Source organism: Pseudomonas fluorescens (assembly GCF_012974785.1).
GTDB classification, from domain to species: domain Bacteria; phylum Pseudomonadota; class Gammaproteobacteria; order Pseudomonadales; family Pseudomonadaceae; genus Aquipseudomonas; species Aquipseudomonas fluorescens_BT.
The window spans coordinates 3,706,414-3,725,067 of the sequence record NZ_CP027561.1 but is presented as its reverse complement, the minus strand read 5'-3'; the positions used below and the strand labels follow the sequence as shown (position 1 = coordinate 3,725,067).

Here is an 18,654-nt window from a genome sequence, read left to right as displayed (position 1 = left end):
TGTGGGAGCCAGCCTGCTGGCGATGACGGTGTGTCAGCTTGCAAATCAGTTGGATCAGGCACCGCTATCGCCAGCAGGCTGGCTCCCACAGGTAAACAGAGGTGCATCAACTTCAGCTGAGTACGTAGTCGACGGGCTTGAGCGCCGGCGGCAACGGCTCAGTCCCCAGCTCCGAAAGAATGTCCCGCTCGATACCCCGCACCAGCGCATCGGTCGGCAGGTCGTTTTCATCCCGGCCGAATGGGTCTTCCAGCTCATCGGCAATCGCATCCAGCCCGAAGAAGGTGTAGCTGACAATCGCCGTGAACAGCGGCGTCAGCCAGCCCAGCGGTTCGGCCATGGCGAACGGCAGCAGGATGCAGAACAGGTAAATCGTGCGGTGCAGCAGCAAGGTGTAAGGGAAGGGCAGCGGCGTGTTCTTGATCCGCTCACACACCGCCTGCGCCTGGGTCAGGCTGGTCAGGTGATTGGCCAGCAGCATGTAGCGCCATTCGCTGAGATCGCCCGCTTCATGCAGATCGGAACATTGCTGACCGACGGTTTGCAGGATCCGCCCGCTGTAGTCCGGCACCTGCGCATCGTGTTGCGGGGTGATCCATTCGGCGCTGGCAGCCGCTTCGTTTTCCCGGCGCAACCGCGCATTCAACGCATGAGCGAACCCACAAAGGTTAAGCAGCAATAACCGACGCTGGGCCGATTCGCGGATCACATGGGTCTCGCGAATCACCGAGCGCACATGCACGATCACTTCACCCCAGGCCTTGCGTGCTTCGTACCAGCGGTCGTAGCAGGCGTTGTTGCGAAAATTCATGAAGATCGACAGCGATAGACCAAGCAAGGTGAACGGCGTGGCGTTGACCTTGGTGAAGTTGCTCGGGTGGAGCATTTCCACCAGCACGATGGCCGACGCCAGCAACGTCACCATCAGGGTGCGCAGGGCGATGCGCTTGGCAATTGAACCCTTGAGGGTAAACAGGACGGCGAACTGATTGATCTTGGGCCGGATGATCATGCTTTTTTTGCCTTGAAAACGTGGCGGCTCAGCCGCCGGTCATGTTCATGAAACGCACCACTTGCACGTCGTCGTTCACTTCGAAATTGTGCCGGTAAGGCTTGAGTTTCATCGCTTCGATAATGGCTTTCTCCAAGCGTTCCGGTTGGCCCGGATGAGCCCGAAGCACCGCTTTCAAGTCCACCGAATGCTCGTTCCCCAGACACAGTAGCAAACGCCCCTCGACGGTCAGCCGCACCCGGTTGCAGGTGCCGCAGAAGTTGTGGCTGTGGGGCGAGATGAACCCCAGCCGAATGTGCGGCGCTTCGGCCAGCCGCCAGTAGCGCGACGGGCCCTGGGTCGACTCGGCGGAGTCGATCAGGGTGTAGCGCTCGGCAATCCGCTCACGCACCTGGGCACTGGAGAAGAACGACTCGGCGCGGCTGTGTTCGCTGATGATCCCCAGCGGCATTTCCTCGATGAAAGAAATATCCAGATCCCGCTCGATGGCGAACTGCACCAGATCGTTGATCTCGTGATCGTTGCGGCCCTGCATCACCACGCAGTTGAGTTTAGTGCGGGTAAATCCGGCGGCGCGTGCGGCGTCGATGCCGTCGATCACCCGGGCCAGGTCACCGGTGCGAGTCATTTGTTTGAAAAGCACAGGGTCAAGGCTGTCGAGGCTGACGTTGAGGCGCTTGAGCCCGGCGTCGAACAACGGGCCCGCAAGTTTGCCGAGCTGCGAGCCGTTGGTGGTCAGGCACAGTTCGCGCAGGCCGGGCAGGGCGGCGATCTGCTTGCACAACCCGACGACCCCGGGACGAATCAGCGGTTCACCACCGGTCAGGCGGATCTTGCGGGTGCCCAGCGCCACAAAACTCTGCGCCATTTGATAGATCTCCTCCAGCGTCAGTACTCGTTGCCGGGGCAGAAACTGCATGTCTTCAGCCATGCAATAGACGCAGCGGAAGTCGCAGCGGTCGGTGACCGACATGCGCAGGTAGTCGACGCGGCGGTTGTAACCATCGATCAAGACGCGCTCTGACATGACAGCCTCGCTTGGGTGAAATCCGCTGTTGAAGGGATTGGGTCGGCGCAGGTTATGAGCAACTTCGAACAGCGTCCAATCACTCTTGATTACCGGCCGATTGATGCTGTCGATGATGAAATAATTATTACGGATTTATCGCTTCCTGGTTTTGCAAGTGCCCGTATTTAAAGGGTTTAAGTCCGTGATAGATGCTTTCGATAACGCAGTCATTAATAGCGATTAGACAAGTTTTTGCAGCGGTTCCTATCCTTGGCCCCGTCAAACGAAACGACCGCTTTTGAACTTGAAAGTCAGTCGTCGCTGTTTAAACCCGATCAGGTTTTTGCCTGTGTGCATCGTCATGGAGAAGTCCCATGTCACAAGTCGACCGTTACAAACCCTACAAGGGCGCCGCTGCGGGTTGGGGCGCTGTGATCAGCCTCACCAGGAACTGGCTGGGCAGTGAAAACGCCCTGAAGAACATCCGCGCCATGCTCAAGACCAACCAGAACGGCGGCTTCGACTGCCCCGGTTGCGCCTGGGGTGAAGCACCCGGCGCGAGCATGCTCAAGTTCTGCGAGAACGGCGCCAAAGCGGTGAACTGGGAAGCCACCGGCCGCCTGGTCGACCCGGCATTCTTCAACAAGTACACGGTGTCGACCCTGGCCGAGCAAAGCGATTACTGGCTCGAATATCAGGGCCGGATCACCCATCCGATGCGCTACGACGCGCGGGTCGACCGCTATGTCGAAACCACCTGGGACGACGCTTTCGCACTGATCGCCAAACACCTCAAAGGCCTGAAATCGCCCCACGAGGCCGAGTTCTACACCTCGGGTCGCGCCAGCAACGAAGCGGCGTTTCTCTATCAGTTGTTCGTTCGTGCCTACGGCACCAACAATTTCCCGGACTGCTCGAACATGTGCCACGAAGCCAGTGCGGTGAGCATGGGCGAGAGCCTGGGCGTGGGCAAAGGCACGGTGGTCTATGAAGACCTGCACCACGCCGACGCGATTTTCGTGATCGGCCAGAACCCCGGCACCAACCACCCGCGCATGCTCGAACCGCTGCGTGAAGCGGTGAAGCGCGGCGCTCAGGTGGTGTGCATCAACCCGCTCAAGGAGCGTGGGCTGGAGCGATTCCAGAACCCGCAGAACCCGATCGAAATGCTCAGCAACGGCTGGGAAGCGACCAACACCGCGTATTTCCGTCCAGCCTTGGGCGGCGACATGGCGATGATTCGCGGCATGGCCAAGTTCCTGCTGGAGTGGGAGCGTGAAGCTCAGGCCACGGGCGGCGAGGCGGTGTTCGATCACGCCTTCATTGCCGAGCACACCTCGGGTCTCGACAGCTATCTGGCCGAAGTCGATGCCACGCGTTGGGAGCACATCGTCGAGCAGTCCGGCGTGCCGCTGCATGACATCGAACTGGCCGCGCGCATGTATGCCCGGGCCAAGAGCGTGATCATGTGCTGGGCCATGGGCCTGACCCAACACGTGCACTCGGTGCCGACCCTGCAGGAAGTCATCAACCTGCAACTGCTGCGCGGCAACGTCGGCCGTCCGGGCGCCGGGCTGTCGCCGGTGCGCGGCCACAGTAACGTGCAGGGCGACCGCACCATGGGCATCAACGAACTGGCCCCGACCGAACTGATGGACGCCCTGGAAAAACGCTTCAACTTCAAGGTGCCGCGCATGCACGGCCACAACACGGTCATGGCGATTGGCGCCATGGAACGTGGCGAAGCCAAGGTGTTTATCGGTCTGGGCGGCAACTTCGCCCAAGCCACGCCGGACACCCCGCGCACCCATGCAGCGATGCGCAAACTTGATCTCACCGTGCACATCTCGACCAAGCTCAACCGCAGCCATCTGGTGACCGGGCGTGATGCGTTGATCCTGCCGTGCCTGGGCCGTACCGACATCGACGTGCAGGCCGAAGGCCCGCAAGGCGTGACCGTGGAAGACACCTTCAGCATGGTGCATTTGTCGTTCGGCCAACTGAAGCCGAAGTCGGCGCACCTGAAATCCGAGCCGGCGATCATTGCCGGGATCGCCGCCGCGACGCTGGGCAAACACCCGATCGACTGGGAATGGGCGGTGGGCGACTACGGGCGCATCCGCAACCTGATCGCCGACGTGATTCCGGGTTTCGAGAACTTCAACGAGAAGCTGCTGATCCCCGGCGGTTTCCACCTCGGCAACAACGCTTCCGACCGGGTCTGGAACACCGAATCCGGCAAGGCCCAGTTCACCCCGTGCGTGCTGCCGGAACATTTGATCAGCGAAGGCGTGCGCAACCTGCCGGTCAAGCCGCACCTGATCCTGCAAACCATGCGTTCCCACGATCAGTACAACACCACGCTGTACGGCCTCGACGACCGTTATCGCGGTGTTTACGGTATGCGCGACGTGGTGTTCGCCAACGAGCAGGACATCCGCCGGCTCGGTTTTGAACCGGGGCAAAAGGTCGATCTGGTGGCGCTGTGGGGCGACGAGCGCGAGCGTCGGGTCAGCGGTTTCACGCTGATCGCCTACGACATTCCCGCCGGGCAGGCTGCCGCGTACTACCCGGAAACCAATCCGCTGGTGCCGCTGGAAAGCTACGGCGACCGCACCTACACGCCAACCTCCAAATTCGTGGCGATCCGCCTCGAAGCGGCCGAGACGAGCAACCTGATTCCGTCGTCGGTGGTGTAACCGACTCACGCGATCCAACCCTTTTGCAATTTGACTGGCTGCAGGCGTTCGCGCCTGGCGGTGGCCCGGCCGTGTGCCGCCGCTTTTCAGCCTGGATGAGGACAACATCATGTTCAACCTGGAGGCACTGGACCTGGCGCGAATTCAATTCGCGTTCACGGTTTCGTTCCACATCATTTTCCCGGCGATCACCATTGGTCTTGCGAGTTTCCTGGCGGTGCTCGAAGGCCTGTGGCTGAAAACCCGCAACGACACTTACCGCGATCTCTACCATTTCTGGTCGAAGATCTTCGCCGTCAACTTCGGCATGGGCGTGGTGTCGGGGCTGGTCATGGCGTACCAGTTCGGCACCAACTGGAGCGGATTCTCTGATTTTGCCGGCAGCGTCACCGGGCCGTTGCTGACCTATGAAGTGCTGACCGCGTTCTTCCTCGAGGCCGGGTTCCTCGGGGTGATGCTGTTCGGCTGGAACCGTGTGGGCCGTGGCTTGCACTTCTTTGCCACGGTGATGGTCGCCATCGGCACGCTGATTTCGACCTTCTGGATTCTCGCCTCCAACAGCTGGATGCAGACCCCGCAAGGCTTCGAAATCGTCGACGGCCGGGTGATGCCGGTCGACTGGCTGGCCATCGTGTTCAACCCGTCGTTCCCGTTCCGCCTGGCGCACATGGCGATTGCCGCGTTCGTCGCCACGGCGTTCTTCGTCGGCGCTTCGGCGGCCTGGCATTTGCTGCGCGGCAATGACAGCAAACCGGTGCGCAAGATGTTTTCCATGGCGCTGTGGATGGCGCTGATCGTTGCACCGATTCAGGCGGTGGTCGGTGACGCCCATGGCTTGAACACCCTGGAGCACCAACCGGCGAAAATCGCTGCCATCGAAGGCCACTGGGAAAACCCCGACAACGGACCGACCCCGCTGGTGCTGTTCGGCATTCCGGACATGCAGGCGGAGAAAACCAAATACGCCATCGAGATTCCGTACCTCGGCAGCCTGATCCTCACCCACAGCCTCGACAAGCAGATCCCGGCGCTCAAGAGTTTCCCGAAAGAAGACCGGCCGAACTCGACCGTGATCTTCTGGAGCTTTCGCGTGATGGCCGGGTTGGGCATGTTGATGATTCTGGTCGGCGTGCTGGGGCTGGCGTTGCGGCGCCACGGCAAGGTCTACCGACATCGCGGCTTCCAGCGACTGGTGCTGTTGATGGGGCCGAGTGGTCTGATCGCGTTGCTGGCCGGCTGGATCACCACTGAGGTCGGGCGTCAGCCGTGGGTGGTGTATGGACTGATGCGTACCCATGACGCCGCGTCCCACCACTCGGTGGCGCAGATGAGCACCTCGCTGGCGCTGTTCGTCGTCATCTACTGCTCGGTGTTCACCGTGGGCATCGGCTACATGATGAAACTGGTGAGCAAGGGCCCGCAGCCGCACCACGAACATCCGCCCGAAGGCACTCAGGTGCAGACCCCGCGCCGGCCACTTTCGGCGGTCACCGACAACCTCGAATCCGCGACCCGGATCCACTGAAAAGGAGCGTTGAGTCATGGGTATTCAAGGTATCGATCTCTCGTTGATCTGGGGCGTAATCATTGCCTTCGGCGTGATGATGTACGTGATCATGGACGGCTTCGATCTGGGCCTCGGGATCCTGTTCCCGCTGATCGGCGACGAGCAGGAACGTGACGTGATGATGAACACCGTCGCGCCGGTCTGGGACGGCAACGAAACCTGGCTGGTGCTTGGCGGTGCGGCGTTGTACGGCGCATTTCCGCTGGCGTACGGAGTGATTCTGGAGGCGCTGTATCTGCCGCTGATCTTCATGCTCGCGGGGCTGATTTTTCGCGGGGTGGCGTTCGAGTTTCGCTTCAAGGCACCGACCGAAAAACGTCATCTGTGGGACTGGGCGTTCATTGGTGGTTCGCTGCTGGCGACGTTCTCCCAGGGCGTGGTGATCGGCGCGTATGTGGCCGGGATTCCGGTGGTGGATCGGCAGTTTGCCGGTGGCGGTCTCGACTGGCTGGCGCCGTTCCCGCTGGTCTGCGGCGTCGGTCTGGTGATTGCTTACGCCTTGCTCGGCAGCACCTGGCTGCTGGTCAAGACCGAAGGCATGCTCGAATCGCGGATGCGTCACTACAGCCGTCCGCTGGCGTGGCTGTTGCTGGCGATGGTGGTGGTGATCGGCGCGTGGACGTTGCAACTGCATCCGGAACTGGCCACTCGCTGGTTCAACCATGCGCACCTGACCGTGTTCGCCGGGCTGGTGGTGCTGGCGGTGCTGTCGCTGTTCGGGCTGTTGCGTTCGCTGCGTCAGCGACACACCCACTGGCCGTTCGTGTTCACCCTGGTGCTGATGTTCCTCGGCTACATCGGGCTGGCGCTGAGCATCTGGCCGAACATCATTCCGCCCTCGGTCAGCCTGTGGGCGGCGGCCTCACCGGCCACCAGCCAGTTGTTCGCCCTGATCGGCGCACTGTTCATCCTGCCGGTGATCCTGATGTACACCTTCTGGAACTACTACGTGTTCCGCGGCAAAGTGAGGATTGGTGATGGCTACCATTGAGATGCGTGAAGTGAAAAGCCGCTGGTACAAACGCCTGGGCTGGCTGCTGCTGATCTGGTCCGGCAGCGTGGTGTCACTGGCGGTGGTGGCGAGCCTGCTGAAACTGGCGATGTATGCGGCGGGAATGAGAATCCACTGACCATAAAAAAACCGGAGCCTGGCTCCGGTTTTTTATTGCCTGCATTTTGGGTTTTCCTCTTGGGGGGAAAGAACCTTGAGGTTTATTCCCCGCCAAACATCGCCGTCCAGTAGATCCCGGCGCTGCTCTTCGGGTCGACTGCGTAAGCAGCACCCAGTTCGCGATACTGCGGGTTCATCAGGTTGGCGCAGTGGCCGGGACTCGCGAGCCAGCCATCGACGACCTTCTGCACGGTGTCCTGCCCGGCGGCGATGTTCTCGCCAACCAGCTGGCCGCTGTAACCGGCCAGTTCCGCGCGATCACCGGGGGTACCGCCGTTGCGGTCCTTGTGGTCGAAATAGTTGTTGTTGGCCATCTCGCGGCTGTGATCCTGAGCGACACCGCCGAGCACCGCATTCCACGCCAATGGCGCAGCCGCGGAGAAGGCCTGGCCGCCGCACTGGCGTGGCTGGCTGCGGGCGGCGTTGAGTTGCGTCAGCAGTTTCTGGCCCTCGGCTTGTCCGTCACCCAGGCGGGCGGACAACAGCGGCCGCGCCAACGTGATGCGCCAGTCTCGGTCGGCGCGGCTGACGCCGATATCGACAAACTGCGGATCCAGCACCACCTGACAGAAGCTCTCCTGAATCGCCTTCATCGCTGAAACCGGATCGCGAGGGCCGTTGAGGGTGATCGCCTGCACGTTGACCATCGGGTAGCTGGCGCTGGCCATGGCCTGTTGCAGATCGACCATGCCACTGGCGGGCAGACGCAGGCGCGGGTCGGCCGACAGCGGCGGCAATTCACTGGACGCCTGCGCACCGCAACGCTGGGGCTGGCTGCGGTAGCTGTTGATCGACTCGATCAATTGCGACTCATCGCTGGCCATGGCCGAAGCGGCCAGCGCCAGGCCCACGGACAACGCGGCGAATCGCAGAACGGATGGCATGAAGCGCATGGAAATCTCCCTTGGGCTGAGAGTGCCCATGATGCGCGAAACGCCCCGGGGTCGTGCAATGTCTTTTTTCTTCATCGAGTGGTTTTCAGCGCGGAACGTTGCGCCGGATTCTGCCGTCTACACTCTGCGAAGTCCCCGGAAACCGGGCGTCTCAGCCACGCAACACTTTGCCCGCATCGGGCGCTGCCGGAAGAAACGATCATGAAATTGCACGGGCTGATCTGTTGTTTTTTATTGACCCTGCTGAGCGGTGCGGTGCTGGCCACCGATCAGGCGCCGATCAAGGAAAAGGCCGAGGCAAAAGCCGAGGTACTGGAAGAGAAAGCGGCCGACAAGCCCAACGCGCCCCCGGCGCCGAAGTCCGAAGCCATCACCCCCAAAGAGGTGCAAGCCGTCGACCCGGCCGGCACCGCGCCGCTCGACGACCCGATCACCTGTCTGGCGCGCAGCATCTATTGGGAGGCCAAGGGCAAGGACACGGCAGAGATGGAAGCCGTGGCCAGCGTGGTGATGAACCGCCTCGGCCACGACGGATTCCCCGGCACCGTGTGCGAGGTGGTCAAACAGGGTTCGGAAACCAAGAGTTGCCAGTTTTCCTGGTGGTGCGACGGCAAGTCCGATCAGGTCAAGGAAGACGCCGAATATGCGCTGGCCAAGGAGATCGCGGGCAAGGCCCTGAACCGTCAGCTCATCGATCGCACCCGCGGCGCTTTGTACTTCCACGATCACAACGTCGACCCGAGTTGGGCCAAGGAGTACACCAAGACCGCCGAGACCGGGAAATTCCTGTTTTACAAACCCAAGGATGGAGAGGCGCGCTAAGCGCAGACTTCCCTCACGCAGTTGCGCAACCAGCGATGCGCCGGGTCGGCGTCCATGCGTGGATGCCAGAGCATGGACACGCTGATGTCCGGCATGCGCAATGGCAGGGCGAAACTGAACAGTCCCGTTCGCAGTTTGCTGGTGTGGCGTTCCGGGACGGTGGCGATCAGGTCGGACTCTCGGACCAGTGTCAGCGCTGCCGAAAACCCGCCGAACGAGGTGACGATGTCCCGCTTCAGGCCGAAAGCAAGCAGCGCCTCGTCTACCGGTCCGCTGCTGCGACCACGGCGTGACACCAGAATATGCTGGCCCGAGGCGAAGCGTTTGGCGCTGACCTTGCCGCTGCTCAGCGGATGTCCCTCACGCACCACACCAATCCACTGATCGCGGAACAGGATGCGGCTGTGCAGCGTCGGGTCGGTGCTGTCGTCGACCACGCCGGTTTCCAGATCCACCCGGCCTGCGCGCAGCAATGTGCTGTCCTTGTCGGCCTTCTGCACAAAGCGCAGGCGCACGCCGGGCGCCTCTTCGGCGATGCGGGCGAGCAGGGCGGCGGCAAAGGTTTCCACAAACCCGTCGGTGTTGCGCAGGGTGAAGGTGCGCCGCAACTGACCGGGATCGAGCACTTCTGCCGGGCGCAGAACCGCTTCGGCTTCCTGCACCAGATAACTGACCCGGTCGCGCAGCTCCAGGGCACGCGGGGTTGGCACCAGCCCACGACCGGCGCGCACCAGCAGCGGATCCCCGGTGGTTTCGCGCAGCCGGGCCAGCGCCCGGCTCATGGCGGAAGGGCTCAGACGCAGGCGCTCGGCGGCGCGGGCGACGCTGCCTTCGCTCAGCAACACGTCGAGGGTAATCAACAGGTTCAGATCCGGTGCATTCATGACATGGCGTTCCATGCAGGTATCAAGTGCAAAGCATGCGTCTTGCGCCTCGTATTGTCGAGGCTCAGGCTATGTCCCACGACCTCTGCCGCAATGAGCCTCCCATGCACCGAGAATCCCTGAGTCCTTCCGCCCGCTGGGCGCTGACCAGTCTGGCGCTGTCGATGTTGATGCCGTCGCTGGACACCAGCATCGCCAACGCCGGATTGCCCACGTTGGCGGCGGCATTCGATGCGACGTTTCAACAAGTGCAGTGGATCGTGCTGGCCTATCTGCTGGCGGTCACCACGTTGATTGTCAGCGTCGGGCGGCTGGGTGACGGCTTCGGGCGGCGGCGCTTGCTGTTGATCGGCATCGGTATTTTCAGCGCCGCTTCCCTGGCTTGCGCACTGGCGCCGAGCCTCGCCTGGCTGATCGGCGCGCGGGCGGTGCAAGGCCTGGGCGCGGCGATCATGTTCGCGCTGACGGTGGCGCTGGTGGCCGATGCGGTGCCCAAATCCCGGGCCGGCAGTGCGATGGGCTTGCTGGCCACGATGTCGGCGACCGGCACCACCCTCGGGCCGTCGCTCGGTGGGCTGTTGATGGCGCATGTTGGCTGGCAGTCGATCTTTGTAATCAACGTGCCGTTGGGATTGCTCAATGGCTGGCTGGTGTATCGCTATCTGCCGAAGGATCGAAGCGCTCGCACGGGTATGGCGTTCGATTATCCCGGCACCGCCGTGCTGATGCTGACATTGGCGGCTTATGCGTTGGCGATGACGGTTGAAGGATTCACCCCGGCATTGCTCTTGCTCAGCCTGTTGGGTGTTGGGTTGTTCGTCCTGGTCGAAAAACGGAGCAAGGCACCGCTGATTCACTTGTCATTGTTCACCGATACGCGAATCAGCAGCAGTCTTGCGCTGACCTTGCTGGTGACGACGGTGATGATGACCACGCTGGTGGTCGGGCCGTTTTATCTGAGCCGAGGCTTGGGCCTCAGCAGTACTCAGGTCGGCCTGGTGTTGTCGGTCGGGCCGTTGCTGGCGGCGTTCAGCGGCGTACCGGCCGGGCGTCTGGTGGATCGTTTCGGCGCGCGGCGGGTGGTGCCCGGCGCTTTGCTCGGCCTGGGCTGCGGTTGCGGTTTGTTGGCGCTGTTGCCGATGAGTCTCGGAGTGCTTGCGTATGTGCTGCCGATCACGGTGGTGGCCTTGAGTTATGCGTTGTTCCAGGCCGCCAACAACACCGGGTTGATGTCCGGCGTCGCGCAGGATCAGCGCGGCGTGGTCTCGGCCATGCTCGGGTTGTCGCGCAATCTGGGCTTGATCACCGGGGCGGCGGCGATGGGCGCGGTGTTTGCCCTGGCCACGGACGATCCGACTCAGGCATCGACTGAAGTGATTGCCAGCGGATTACATGTCACTTTTGGTGTTGCCACGGTGTTAATGATCGCTGCCCTCGGCCTTGGCTGCAGCCCTGTGGGAGCGAGCCTGCTCGCGATGCGGAGTGTCCGGCGCTGATTAAGCTGGCTGATCCGACGCTATCGCGAGCAGGCTCGCTCCCACAAAGAGTACTCAATCCCGAAGTTGGCGGGCCGGAAAGAACAGCTCAAAGCAGGTGACGCCGTCAACGCTGGTGACGCTGTAGCGGCCCTGATGCAACTGCATGATGGTCGCGACAATCGACAGGCCCAGACCGTTGGATTGGGCCGAGCGTTCGCGAGACGGATCGACGCGGTAGAACCGCTCGAACAGTCGCGACAGATGCTCGGGGGGAATCGTCGCCCCGTGATTGCGCACTCGCAGGTAGCTGCCATCCGCTTCGGCGATGGCTTCGACCTGCAACGTCGAATCCGCCGCGCCGTACTTGATCGCGTTGGCGCACAGATTGGCCAGCGCCCGGCGCAGCAGCATCGGCTCGGCCCAGATCACGCCGCTGCCACTGGCCTCGATGGTGACGCCAACGTCCGCCGCCAGCCCTTCGAAGTAATCGGCAATGCGTTGCATCTCATCGCAGGCGTCCAGCTCCTGCCGCTGGCTCAGCGCGCTGGTTGGGTCAGTGCGGGCGAGAAACAGCATGTTGTCGAGCATCCGCGCCAGCCGTTCGAGCTCTTCGACGTTGGAGGCGAGCAACTGCTGGTAGGCGTCGACACTGCGGTGCTGTTGCAGGGCGACCTGGGTTTCGCCGAGCAGGTTGTTGATCGGCGTGCGCAGCTCGTGGGCCATGTCAGTGGAGACCTGGCTCAGTTGCGCAACACCTCGGTCGAGCCGGTCCAGCATCGCATTGAAGGCTTCGATCATCGGCTGCAATTCCCGGGGCGTGCCGTGGCGGTCGAGGCGTTCACCGAGGTTGGCGATGCCGATCCCGTGGGCATGCCGGGCAATCCGCCGCAGCGGCAGCAGGCCGCGATACACCAGCAGACAGCCAACCAGCGCCAGGACAATCGCCGCCAGTGACGCCAGGCCATACACGCTGAGTCGATAGCTGGCGAGCATCGCCGTGCGCTCGCTCATCACCTTGCCGATCAGCACTTGCAGATTGCCCTGATCGCCGGAGTCGATATTGGCCGCCACCGCCGAGAACGGCACGCCGTTGATGCTCGGCAGGTGCTGCACATCGTTGAGGGCCATCACATGGTTGATCGGCACGGCGGGCACGGTCGGCAATGTCAGGTTGCTGGGATTGACCACGAACAAGGGCGGTTGCCCCGGTGCGCCGATGGTCAACAGCGCTTCGCGGTTGCCGAGCATGTTCTGGAACAGCGCCGGTTTGTTCTGGATCAGTTCAAGGGTGTTGCTGTCGTTGAGGATGGTGCGCAACTGATCGATGCGGCTGACCAACTGGATGTCGTCGCGGCGGGTCAGTTGTTCTTCCAGCTGGTTGTAAAGCGCCGCGCCCAGGCCCGCCAGAGACGCGAAGGCGAGCACCGCGAACACCAGCGCCAGGCGCAGCGTCAGGGAATACGTGCCGGCGATTTTCATGGCTGGGTATCGAAGCGGTAGCCGATGCCGCGCACGCTGTGGATCAGCTTGAGCGGGAACGGATCATCGATCTTCGCCCGCAGGCGGCGCACGGCGACATCGACCACATTGGTGTCGCTGTCGAAATTCATGTCCCACACCCGCGAGGCGATCAGCGAGCGCGACAGCACTTGCCCTTCGTGGGTGGCGAACAGTTGCAGCAGGGCGAACTCCTTGTTGGTCAGGGTGATCCGGCTGCCGGCGCGGGTGACCCGGCGCTTGAGCACATCGATCTGCAGATCGGCCACCTGCAATTGCTCTTCTTCGTGAATCGGCCCGCGCCGGGTCAGGGTGCGCAGGCGCGCCACCAGTTCGGCGAAGGAAAACGGTTTGATCAGGTAATCGTCGGCGCCCAGCTCCAGGCCCTTGACCCGGTCGGCGATGTCGTCCCGGGCGGTGAGGAACAGCACCGGCGTGTGGGCTTCCTTGCGCAGCCGGCGCAGGACTTCCCAGCCATCCATTTTCGGCATCATCACGTCCAGCACGATCACGTCGAAATCGAATTCCAGTGCCAGGTGCAGACCGTCGGCGCCGTCCCGGGCCAGGCTCACGCTGTAGCCCAGTTCCTGCAAGCCGTTGAGCAAGTAGTTGCCGGCCTTGGGTTCATCTTCGACGACAAGGATGTTCATGAACGTGCCTCAATGATCATTCGTGCAGCCGCTGCCTTGCACTTGATAGTCCAGCACATGTTCGCGGCCCTGGTGGTCGAGGTAATTGAGCCGGGCGGGGATGATGCCGCAGGCCTGGGAAATATCGGTGCTGGAAAGGACTTTGTCGACATCCAGATGCACGTAAAAGCCGTTGGTGTCGTGAATGACCGTGTGCTCGGGCATTTCGGCGGCGAACACGGAGCCGGTGGCGAGGAGGGCGGTGAAGGCCAGGATCAGGGTTTTCATGATGAGTCACTCGGGTCGGTGAAGTGGATCGGCAGGTGTGCCGGAACAACTTCAGGCTACCGAGCGATCCGCTCGGCAAACCGACAACTCAATGACAAAGTTGTAATGAAACCCTGAAAACAAAAATCCCCTGTGGGAACAGGGGATGATTTTTACAGCGCAGACTTTCAGCTGCCGTGAGTGCTGAGAATGCTCGCAATCTGCTGTGGCTGGCAGTTGAGGTACGGCGAGGACTTCAGCCAATGCTGGTCCGGATACCAGGAAAACATGTACTGCCCGTCCTTCAGGCTGTCGATCACCCGTCTGGCGACCTGCGGCCGCACCGCCGGGCAACCCTGGCTGCGACCCAGTCGGCCCGTACGTTTGCTCCAGAACAGATTCACGTAGTCGGCGGCATGGATCACGATGGCGCGATCGCGGGCCATGTCGTTGACGCCCGGCTCCAGACCGTCCATGCGCAGCGAATAACCGTGGGTGCCTTCGTAACTTTCCTGGGTGCGGAACAGGCCGAGGCTGGATTGAAAGCTGCCTTCACGGTTGGAGAACCGGGTGGCGAAGTTGTCCCCGGAGTTTGAGCCGTGGGCGACCAGGTCGCGCAGGATCAGTTTTTTCTGCGTCAGGTCGAAGATCCACAGGCGCCGCTCGGTGGACGGTTGCGAATAATCGATGATCGCCAGGTGCCGGGACTGCTTCGCGCCGTTGTTGATTGCGCATTGCATGGCGTTCAGGGCACCTTTAAGCGCCTGGGGATTGAGTTCCGGAGCGGCGTGGGCGAGGCTGCTATAGAGAACCGGCTGCGAGGTGCCGGCGGCAAAAACCTGACTGGTCACCAGCCCGATGGCAGTGGCAGTCAGCAGAAGTCGGCGCAAAAACGTCAACATTTAAAGTGAATCCTCACTGGCTACATGTTTGGCACTTTGGCTCCTGACGTCCAGTCGTCCCCGGCAGGCCCGCGAATCGGACCTGACTGTATCACCGCACCTGATGTAAGGTTGACCGTCAATCAAGACGGCCATGGATTGGAGTAAAGCAGTTGTTCAAAAAGTACGCATGCTACTTGAGCATTTGTTTGCTCGCTGCGCCGTTTGTCGCTTGCGCCGAAGAGCCATTGCCGGCACTCCCGGCGCAAGTGCCCGTGGAGCCGCAAAGTCCGTTGCACGCCGTGCTGATCGGTTTGCCGCAGGCTTGCCCGGCGATTGCCGCCCGTCTCAGCGGCCCGGCCCTGGAGCAGTTGCAGTCCTTCTACCAGCAGCAGGACTGGATGCCGGTCTGGGCGGCGGCCGGGCAATTGCCGGCCTTGCACGCGCAATTGCAGCTGTTGGCCGACGATGGCCTCAATCCGAAACGCTATCCGGTCGCCGACACGGCCCCGCAGGATGGCGAGCTGTGCGCTGACATCGACATCAGCCGCAACTACCTGCAGGCCTTGCAGGACCTGCATTACGGTCGCCTTCTGCAGTCTCACTTCGAGCCGCTTTGGCATGCCGACGATACGCCCCGTGACCGACAGGCGGAGCTGCTCGCCATCGCCGTGCCGGGCATGCATGACGTTGCCGCCGCCTTCGATCTGGCCCGCCCGCGCCTGGCGCAATACCAGAATCTGCGCCACCTCTATGCCGCGCAACGCCTGCAGGCCTTGCCGCACTGGCAATCGGTGGGCAACGGGCCGCTGCTGCGCCCGGACATGGAAGACAAACGCGTGCCGGAACTTGCCAGGCGGCTGTACAGCGAAGGTTATTTGAGCCATGTGGTCGGCACGCCGGACAACGCTTATCACGGTGTTTTGGTGGAGGCCGTGAAAAGCTTCCAGGCCAGCCATTCGTTGCAGGCCGACGGCGTGGTCGGGCCGGGAACGATTGCCGAAATGAACATCAGCCCACTGACTCGCCGCGAACAGCTGCGGGTCAACCTTGAGCGTTTCCGCTGGCTGGCCCAGGACATGGAGCCCGACGGCCTGCTGGTCAACGTTGCCGCTGCCGAACTGACCCTGTATCAGGGCGGCCTGCCGGTGTGGCAGACCCGCACCCAGGTCGGTCGCGCCGAACGCCAGACACCATTGCTCAAATCCCGGGTCACTCGCTTGACGCTGAACCCGACCTGGACCGTGCCGCCGACCATCTGGAAGGAGGACAAGCTGCCGGAAATCCGCAAGGACCAGACCTTCCTCAGCCGTCAGAACCTGCAAGTGCTCGACGCCAACGGCCAGCCACTGGCTGCTGCCGACATCGACTGGGACAACCCCGGCAATATCCTTTTGCGCCAGGACGCCGGGCCGCGCAACCCGCTGGGGCAAATGGTCATCCGTTTCCCCAACCCGTTCTCGGTGTACCTGCACGACACACCGAGCAAGGCGCTGTTCGACAAGGGGCCACGGGCGTTCAGTTCCGGTTGTGTGCGGGTCGAGCATCCGATGAAACTGCGCGACTTCCTGCTCAGCCCGGCGGAAAGGGCCCGCACCGACACCTTGCTCGCCACCGGCACCACCCATGAGTTTCGCCTGAGCAATCCGGTGCCGATCCTCATGACTTACTGGACGGCGCAGGTCGACGGGCAGGGCCGGCTGGTGTACGCGCCGGACATCTACAGCCGTGACAGCGCATTGCTGGCGGGGCTCGACCGGGCGCCTTGATCTTCAGTGGCTGGCGCGTTTCCAGAAACGCCGCGCCAGCCACGCATCCACGCTCAACTTGCCGGCCCCGGCGAACACCAGCGGCACCAGTGCGGCCAGGTAGATCGCCGGCAGCTTGAAGTTGCCGAAGCCTTTGTTGGTGATCGCGTAGCCCTGGGCCAGTTCGCTCAAGGACGACCAGTCTGCCGGCCAGTGCACCGCAGCGGTGGCGACGACCGTCACCACGATCAGCGAAATCGCCGAGATCCGCGTACCCAGCCCGATCAGGATCGCCAGGGCGCAGATCAGCTCGGCCCACATCGACAGCTCCCAGTTCAGCGTGGCCGGCAGACGATCGAAGGGAAACGGGAACCGCTCCTGAATGTCTTCGAACCAGTTCTGGCCGTTGAATTTCTCCAGGCCCGATTCGAAAAACTCCCAGGCGATAAACAGGCGCAGGGTCAGCGGCGCCAGCCATTGGCCTGCGCGATCAAGATTCAGGTGCAGGCCTTTGACGACGGTCGAGAGAGCAGTGGTCATGGGATGGCTCCGTTCAATCAAGGGAAAACGGGGCACCGACGTGCCCCGTGAAGAGGGTTATTCGCTGGCACCGCACTTGCCTTCGCCGCACTTGCCTTCCGAGGTTTTTTCCGGGGTGTCGGCCTGGGCCTGGCTGTAGCCGTGATCCAGTTGCTTGACGCTGAAGGCCTCGGAAGCCGAAGCCGCGTTGGACAGGGCCAGGCCGCCAGCCAACAGCAGGCCGAGCGTCAAAGAAGTTTTCGAGAGCTTGGTCATGGTGAATCTCCGATAAAAATGTGGGTTCAAAGGCTTGATCGGGGCTGCCGATCGACAGGTTCATTTGAGCGTCGGGCTGTATCGGGGATGTGTCGCGAAGGGCCGGATTTGTGCGCGGGATGTGTCGGGCGTCGGGCCGTACACACTGCGATACACAGACTGCTAAAAACTGTGGGAGCGAGCCTGCTCGCGATAGCGGTGGCTCAGGCGCCGAGTATGCTGGCTGTGCTGGCCTCATCGCGAGCAGGCTCGCTCCCACAATGGATCTCCAATTATTCCGAATGTGTGATTTGCCTCAGCCCCGCAGCGTCTAGCCACGGTGTCCCCGCAATCCCATGGGGCGAGACTTCGAGACCCGGCATGCAAGCGCTGTTGAACGAGATCCTTGACGCTGTCCGGCCCCTGATCGGGCAGGGCAAGGTGGCTGACTACATTCCCGCCCTCGGCACCGTGCCGCCGGACCAATTGGGCATCGCCGTGTATGGCAACGACGGCGAAATGTATTGCGCCGGCGATGCCGAGACGTTGTTCTCGGTGCAGAGTATTTCCAAGGTGTTCAGCCTGGTTCAGGCCATCGAACACTCCGGCGAGGCAATCTGGGAACGCCTGGGTCACGAGCCGTCCGGCCAGCCGTTCAACTCGCTGGTGCAGCTGGAGTTCGAGCGCGGTCGCCCGCGTAATCCGTTCATCAATGCCGGGGCACTGGTGATCTGCGACATCAACCAGTCGCGCTTTGCCGCCCCGGCGTTGTCGATGCGTGATTTCGTGCGTCGGTTGTCGGGCAATCCGCAGGTGATGGTCGATGGCAAGGTCGCCGATTCCGAATACCAGCACCGCGCACGCAACGCGGCGATGGCCTACCTGATGCAATCCTTCGGCAACTTCCACAACGACGTCGAAGCGGTGCTGCGCAGCTACTTCAGCCACTGCGCGTTGCGCATGAGCTGCATCGACCTGGCCCGGGCGTTCTGCTTCCTGGCCAACGACGGCTATTGCAAGCACAGCGGCGAACAGATCCTGACTCGCCGCCAGACCCAGCAAGTCAACTCGATCATGGCCACCAGCGGTCTGTACGACGAAGCCGGCAACTTCGCCTACCGCGTTGGCCTGCCGGGCAAAAGCGGTGTCGGCGGTGGCATCGTCGCGGTGGTGCCCGGGCAATTCACGGTGTGCGTGTGGTCGCCGGAACTCAATGCGGCGGGCAACTCGCTGGCGGGCATGGCGGCGCTGGAAATGCTCAGTTCGCGGATCGGCTGGTCGGTGTTCTGAGCCTGTGTTGCTTTGAGGGAGGCCAACCTATAC

At 62.3% G+C, this 18,654-nt stretch carries 18 protein-coding genes; 8 read left to right on the top strand and 10 right to left on the bottom strand.

What is annotated here, in order from left to right; all coding sequences use genetic code 11:
* Positions 1-112: 112 nt before the first annotated feature.
* Together C6Y56_RS16660 and moaA are read right to left on the bottom strand one after the other, a co-directional pair.
* Positions 113-1,012 carry a bestrophin family protein gene (locus C6Y56_RS16660; protein ID WP_096820198.1) on the bottom strand — a complete coding sequence of 300 codons (900 nt, stop codon included), beginning with the start codon at positions 1,010-1,012 and terminating at the stop codon, positions 113-115.
* A gap of 28 nt (positions 1,013-1,040) precedes the next feature.
* Entirely contained in the window at positions 1,041-2,039 is a 999-nt protein-coding gene (gene moaA, locus C6Y56_RS16655) for a GTP 3',8-cyclase MoaA (RefSeq protein ID WP_169430813.1), read from the bottom strand.
* Between the two features lie 356 nt (positions 2,040-2,395).
* Here moaA and C6Y56_RS16650 point away from each other — a divergent pair, with 356 nt between their 5' ends.
* From C6Y56_RS16650 to C6Y56_RS16635, 4 genes are all read left to right on the top strand, one after another.
* Entirely contained in the window at positions 2,396-4,720 is a 2,325-nt protein-coding gene (locus tag C6Y56_RS16650; protein WP_169430812.1) for an FdhF/YdeP family oxidoreductase, read from the top strand.
* A 109-nt stretch (positions 4,721-4,829) separates the two neighbouring features.
* Positions 4,830-6,245: a cytochrome ubiquinol oxidase subunit I gene (locus C6Y56_RS16645; RefSeq protein WP_169430811.1), complete on the top strand. Its 1,416-nt coding sequence runs from the start codon at positions 4,830-4,832 to the stop codon at positions 6,243-6,245.
* 16 nt (positions 6,246-6,261) lie between these two features.
* Positions 6,262-7,278, top strand: coding sequence for a cytochrome d ubiquinol oxidase subunit II (cydB, locus tag C6Y56_RS16640; RefSeq protein ID WP_169430810.1), 1,017 nt, complete (start codon positions 6,262-6,264; stop codon positions 7,276-7,278).
* Positions 7,265-7,417: a DUF2474 domain-containing protein gene (locus C6Y56_RS16635; RefSeq protein ID WP_169430809.1), complete on the top strand. Its 153-nt coding sequence runs from the start codon at positions 7,265-7,267 to the stop codon at positions 7,415-7,417. Before cydB ends, C6Y56_RS16635 begins: the two co-directional genes overlap by 14 nt.
* An 82-nt stretch (positions 7,418-7,499) precedes the next feature.
* On the opposite strand, the gene C6Y56_RS16630 is transcribed toward C6Y56_RS16635, so the two are convergent.
* A complete protein-coding gene (locus C6Y56_RS16630; RefSeq protein WP_169430808.1) occupies positions 7,500-8,351 on the bottom strand; it encodes a CAP domain-containing protein in 852 nt (283 codons plus the stop codon).
* Between the two features lie 201 nt (positions 8,352-8,552).
* Between C6Y56_RS16630 and C6Y56_RS16625 the strand changes: the two genes are divergently transcribed.
* Positions 8,553-9,173, top strand: a complete 621-nt coding sequence (locus C6Y56_RS16625; RefSeq protein WP_169430807.1) for a cell wall hydrolase — start codon at positions 8,553-8,555, stop codon at positions 9,171-9,173.
* Here the strand turns inward: C6Y56_RS16625 and C6Y56_RS16620 are convergent.
* A complete protein-coding gene (locus tag C6Y56_RS16620) occupies positions 9,170-10,057 on the bottom strand; it encodes a LysR family transcriptional regulator (protein ID WP_169430806.1) in 888 nt (295 codons plus the stop codon). The genes C6Y56_RS16625 and C6Y56_RS16620 overlap by 4 nt on opposite strands.
* Before the next feature lie 104 nt (positions 10,058-10,161).
* Between C6Y56_RS16620 and C6Y56_RS16615 the strand changes: the two genes are divergently transcribed.
* On the top strand, positions 10,162-11,553 hold the full coding sequence (locus C6Y56_RS16615; protein WP_169430805.1) for an MFS transporter: 1,392 nt from the start codon (positions 10,162-10,164) through the stop codon (positions 11,551-11,553).
* A gap of 54 nt (positions 11,554-11,607) precedes the next feature.
* On the opposite strand, the gene C6Y56_RS16610 is transcribed toward C6Y56_RS16615, so the two are convergent.
* From C6Y56_RS16610 to C6Y56_RS16595, 4 genes are all read right to left on the bottom strand, one after another.
* Positions 11,608-13,014: a heavy metal sensor histidine kinase gene (locus C6Y56_RS16610; RefSeq protein WP_169430804.1), complete on the bottom strand. Its 1,407-nt coding sequence runs from the start codon at positions 13,012-13,014 to the stop codon at positions 11,608-11,610.
* A complete protein-coding gene (locus C6Y56_RS16605; RefSeq protein WP_169430803.1) occupies positions 13,011-13,682 on the bottom strand; it encodes a heavy metal response regulator transcription factor in 672 nt (223 codons plus the stop codon). Before C6Y56_RS16605 ends, C6Y56_RS16610 begins: the two co-directional genes overlap by 4 nt.
* Positions 13,683-13,691: 9 nt before the next feature.
* Positions 13,692-13,949, bottom strand: coding sequence for a DUF2790 domain-containing protein (locus C6Y56_RS16600; protein WP_169430802.1), 258 nt, complete (start codon positions 13,947-13,949; stop codon positions 13,692-13,694).
* A gap of 167 nt (positions 13,950-14,116) precedes the next feature.
* Positions 14,117-14,830: a murein L,D-transpeptidase catalytic domain family protein gene (locus C6Y56_RS16595; RefSeq protein ID WP_169430801.1), complete on the bottom strand. Its 714-nt coding sequence runs from the start codon at positions 14,828-14,830 to the stop codon at positions 14,117-14,119.
* Between the two features lie 152 nt (positions 14,831-14,982).
* Between C6Y56_RS16595 and C6Y56_RS16590 the strand changes: the two genes are divergently transcribed.
* Entirely contained in the window at positions 14,983-16,578 is a 1,596-nt protein-coding gene (locus tag C6Y56_RS16590) for a L,D-transpeptidase family protein (RefSeq protein WP_169430800.1), read from the top strand.
* Positions 16,579-16,581: 3 nt separating this feature from the next.
* Here C6Y56_RS16590 and C6Y56_RS16585 read toward each other — a convergent pair whose 3' ends face one another.
* Both C6Y56_RS16585 and C6Y56_RS16580 read right to left on the bottom strand, forming a co-directional pair.
* Positions 16,582-17,097, bottom strand: a complete 516-nt coding sequence (locus C6Y56_RS16585; RefSeq protein WP_169430799.1) for an HvfX family Cu-binding RiPP maturation protein — start codon at positions 17,095-17,097, stop codon at positions 16,582-16,584.
* A 57-nt stretch (positions 17,098-17,154) separates the two neighbouring features.
* Positions 17,155-17,352, bottom strand: coding sequence for an HvfA family oxazolone/thioamide-modified RiPP metallophore (locus tag C6Y56_RS16580; protein WP_169430798.1), 198 nt, complete (start codon positions 17,350-17,352; stop codon positions 17,155-17,157).
* A 360-nt stretch (positions 17,353-17,712) separates the two neighbouring features.
* On the opposite strand from C6Y56_RS16580, the gene glsB reads away from it, so the two are divergent.
* Positions 17,713-18,621, top strand: coding sequence for a glutaminase B (gene glsB / locus C6Y56_RS16575; protein WP_085711458.1), 909 nt, complete (start codon positions 17,713-17,715; stop codon positions 18,619-18,621).
* Positions 18,622-18,654 lie beyond the last annotated feature (33 nt).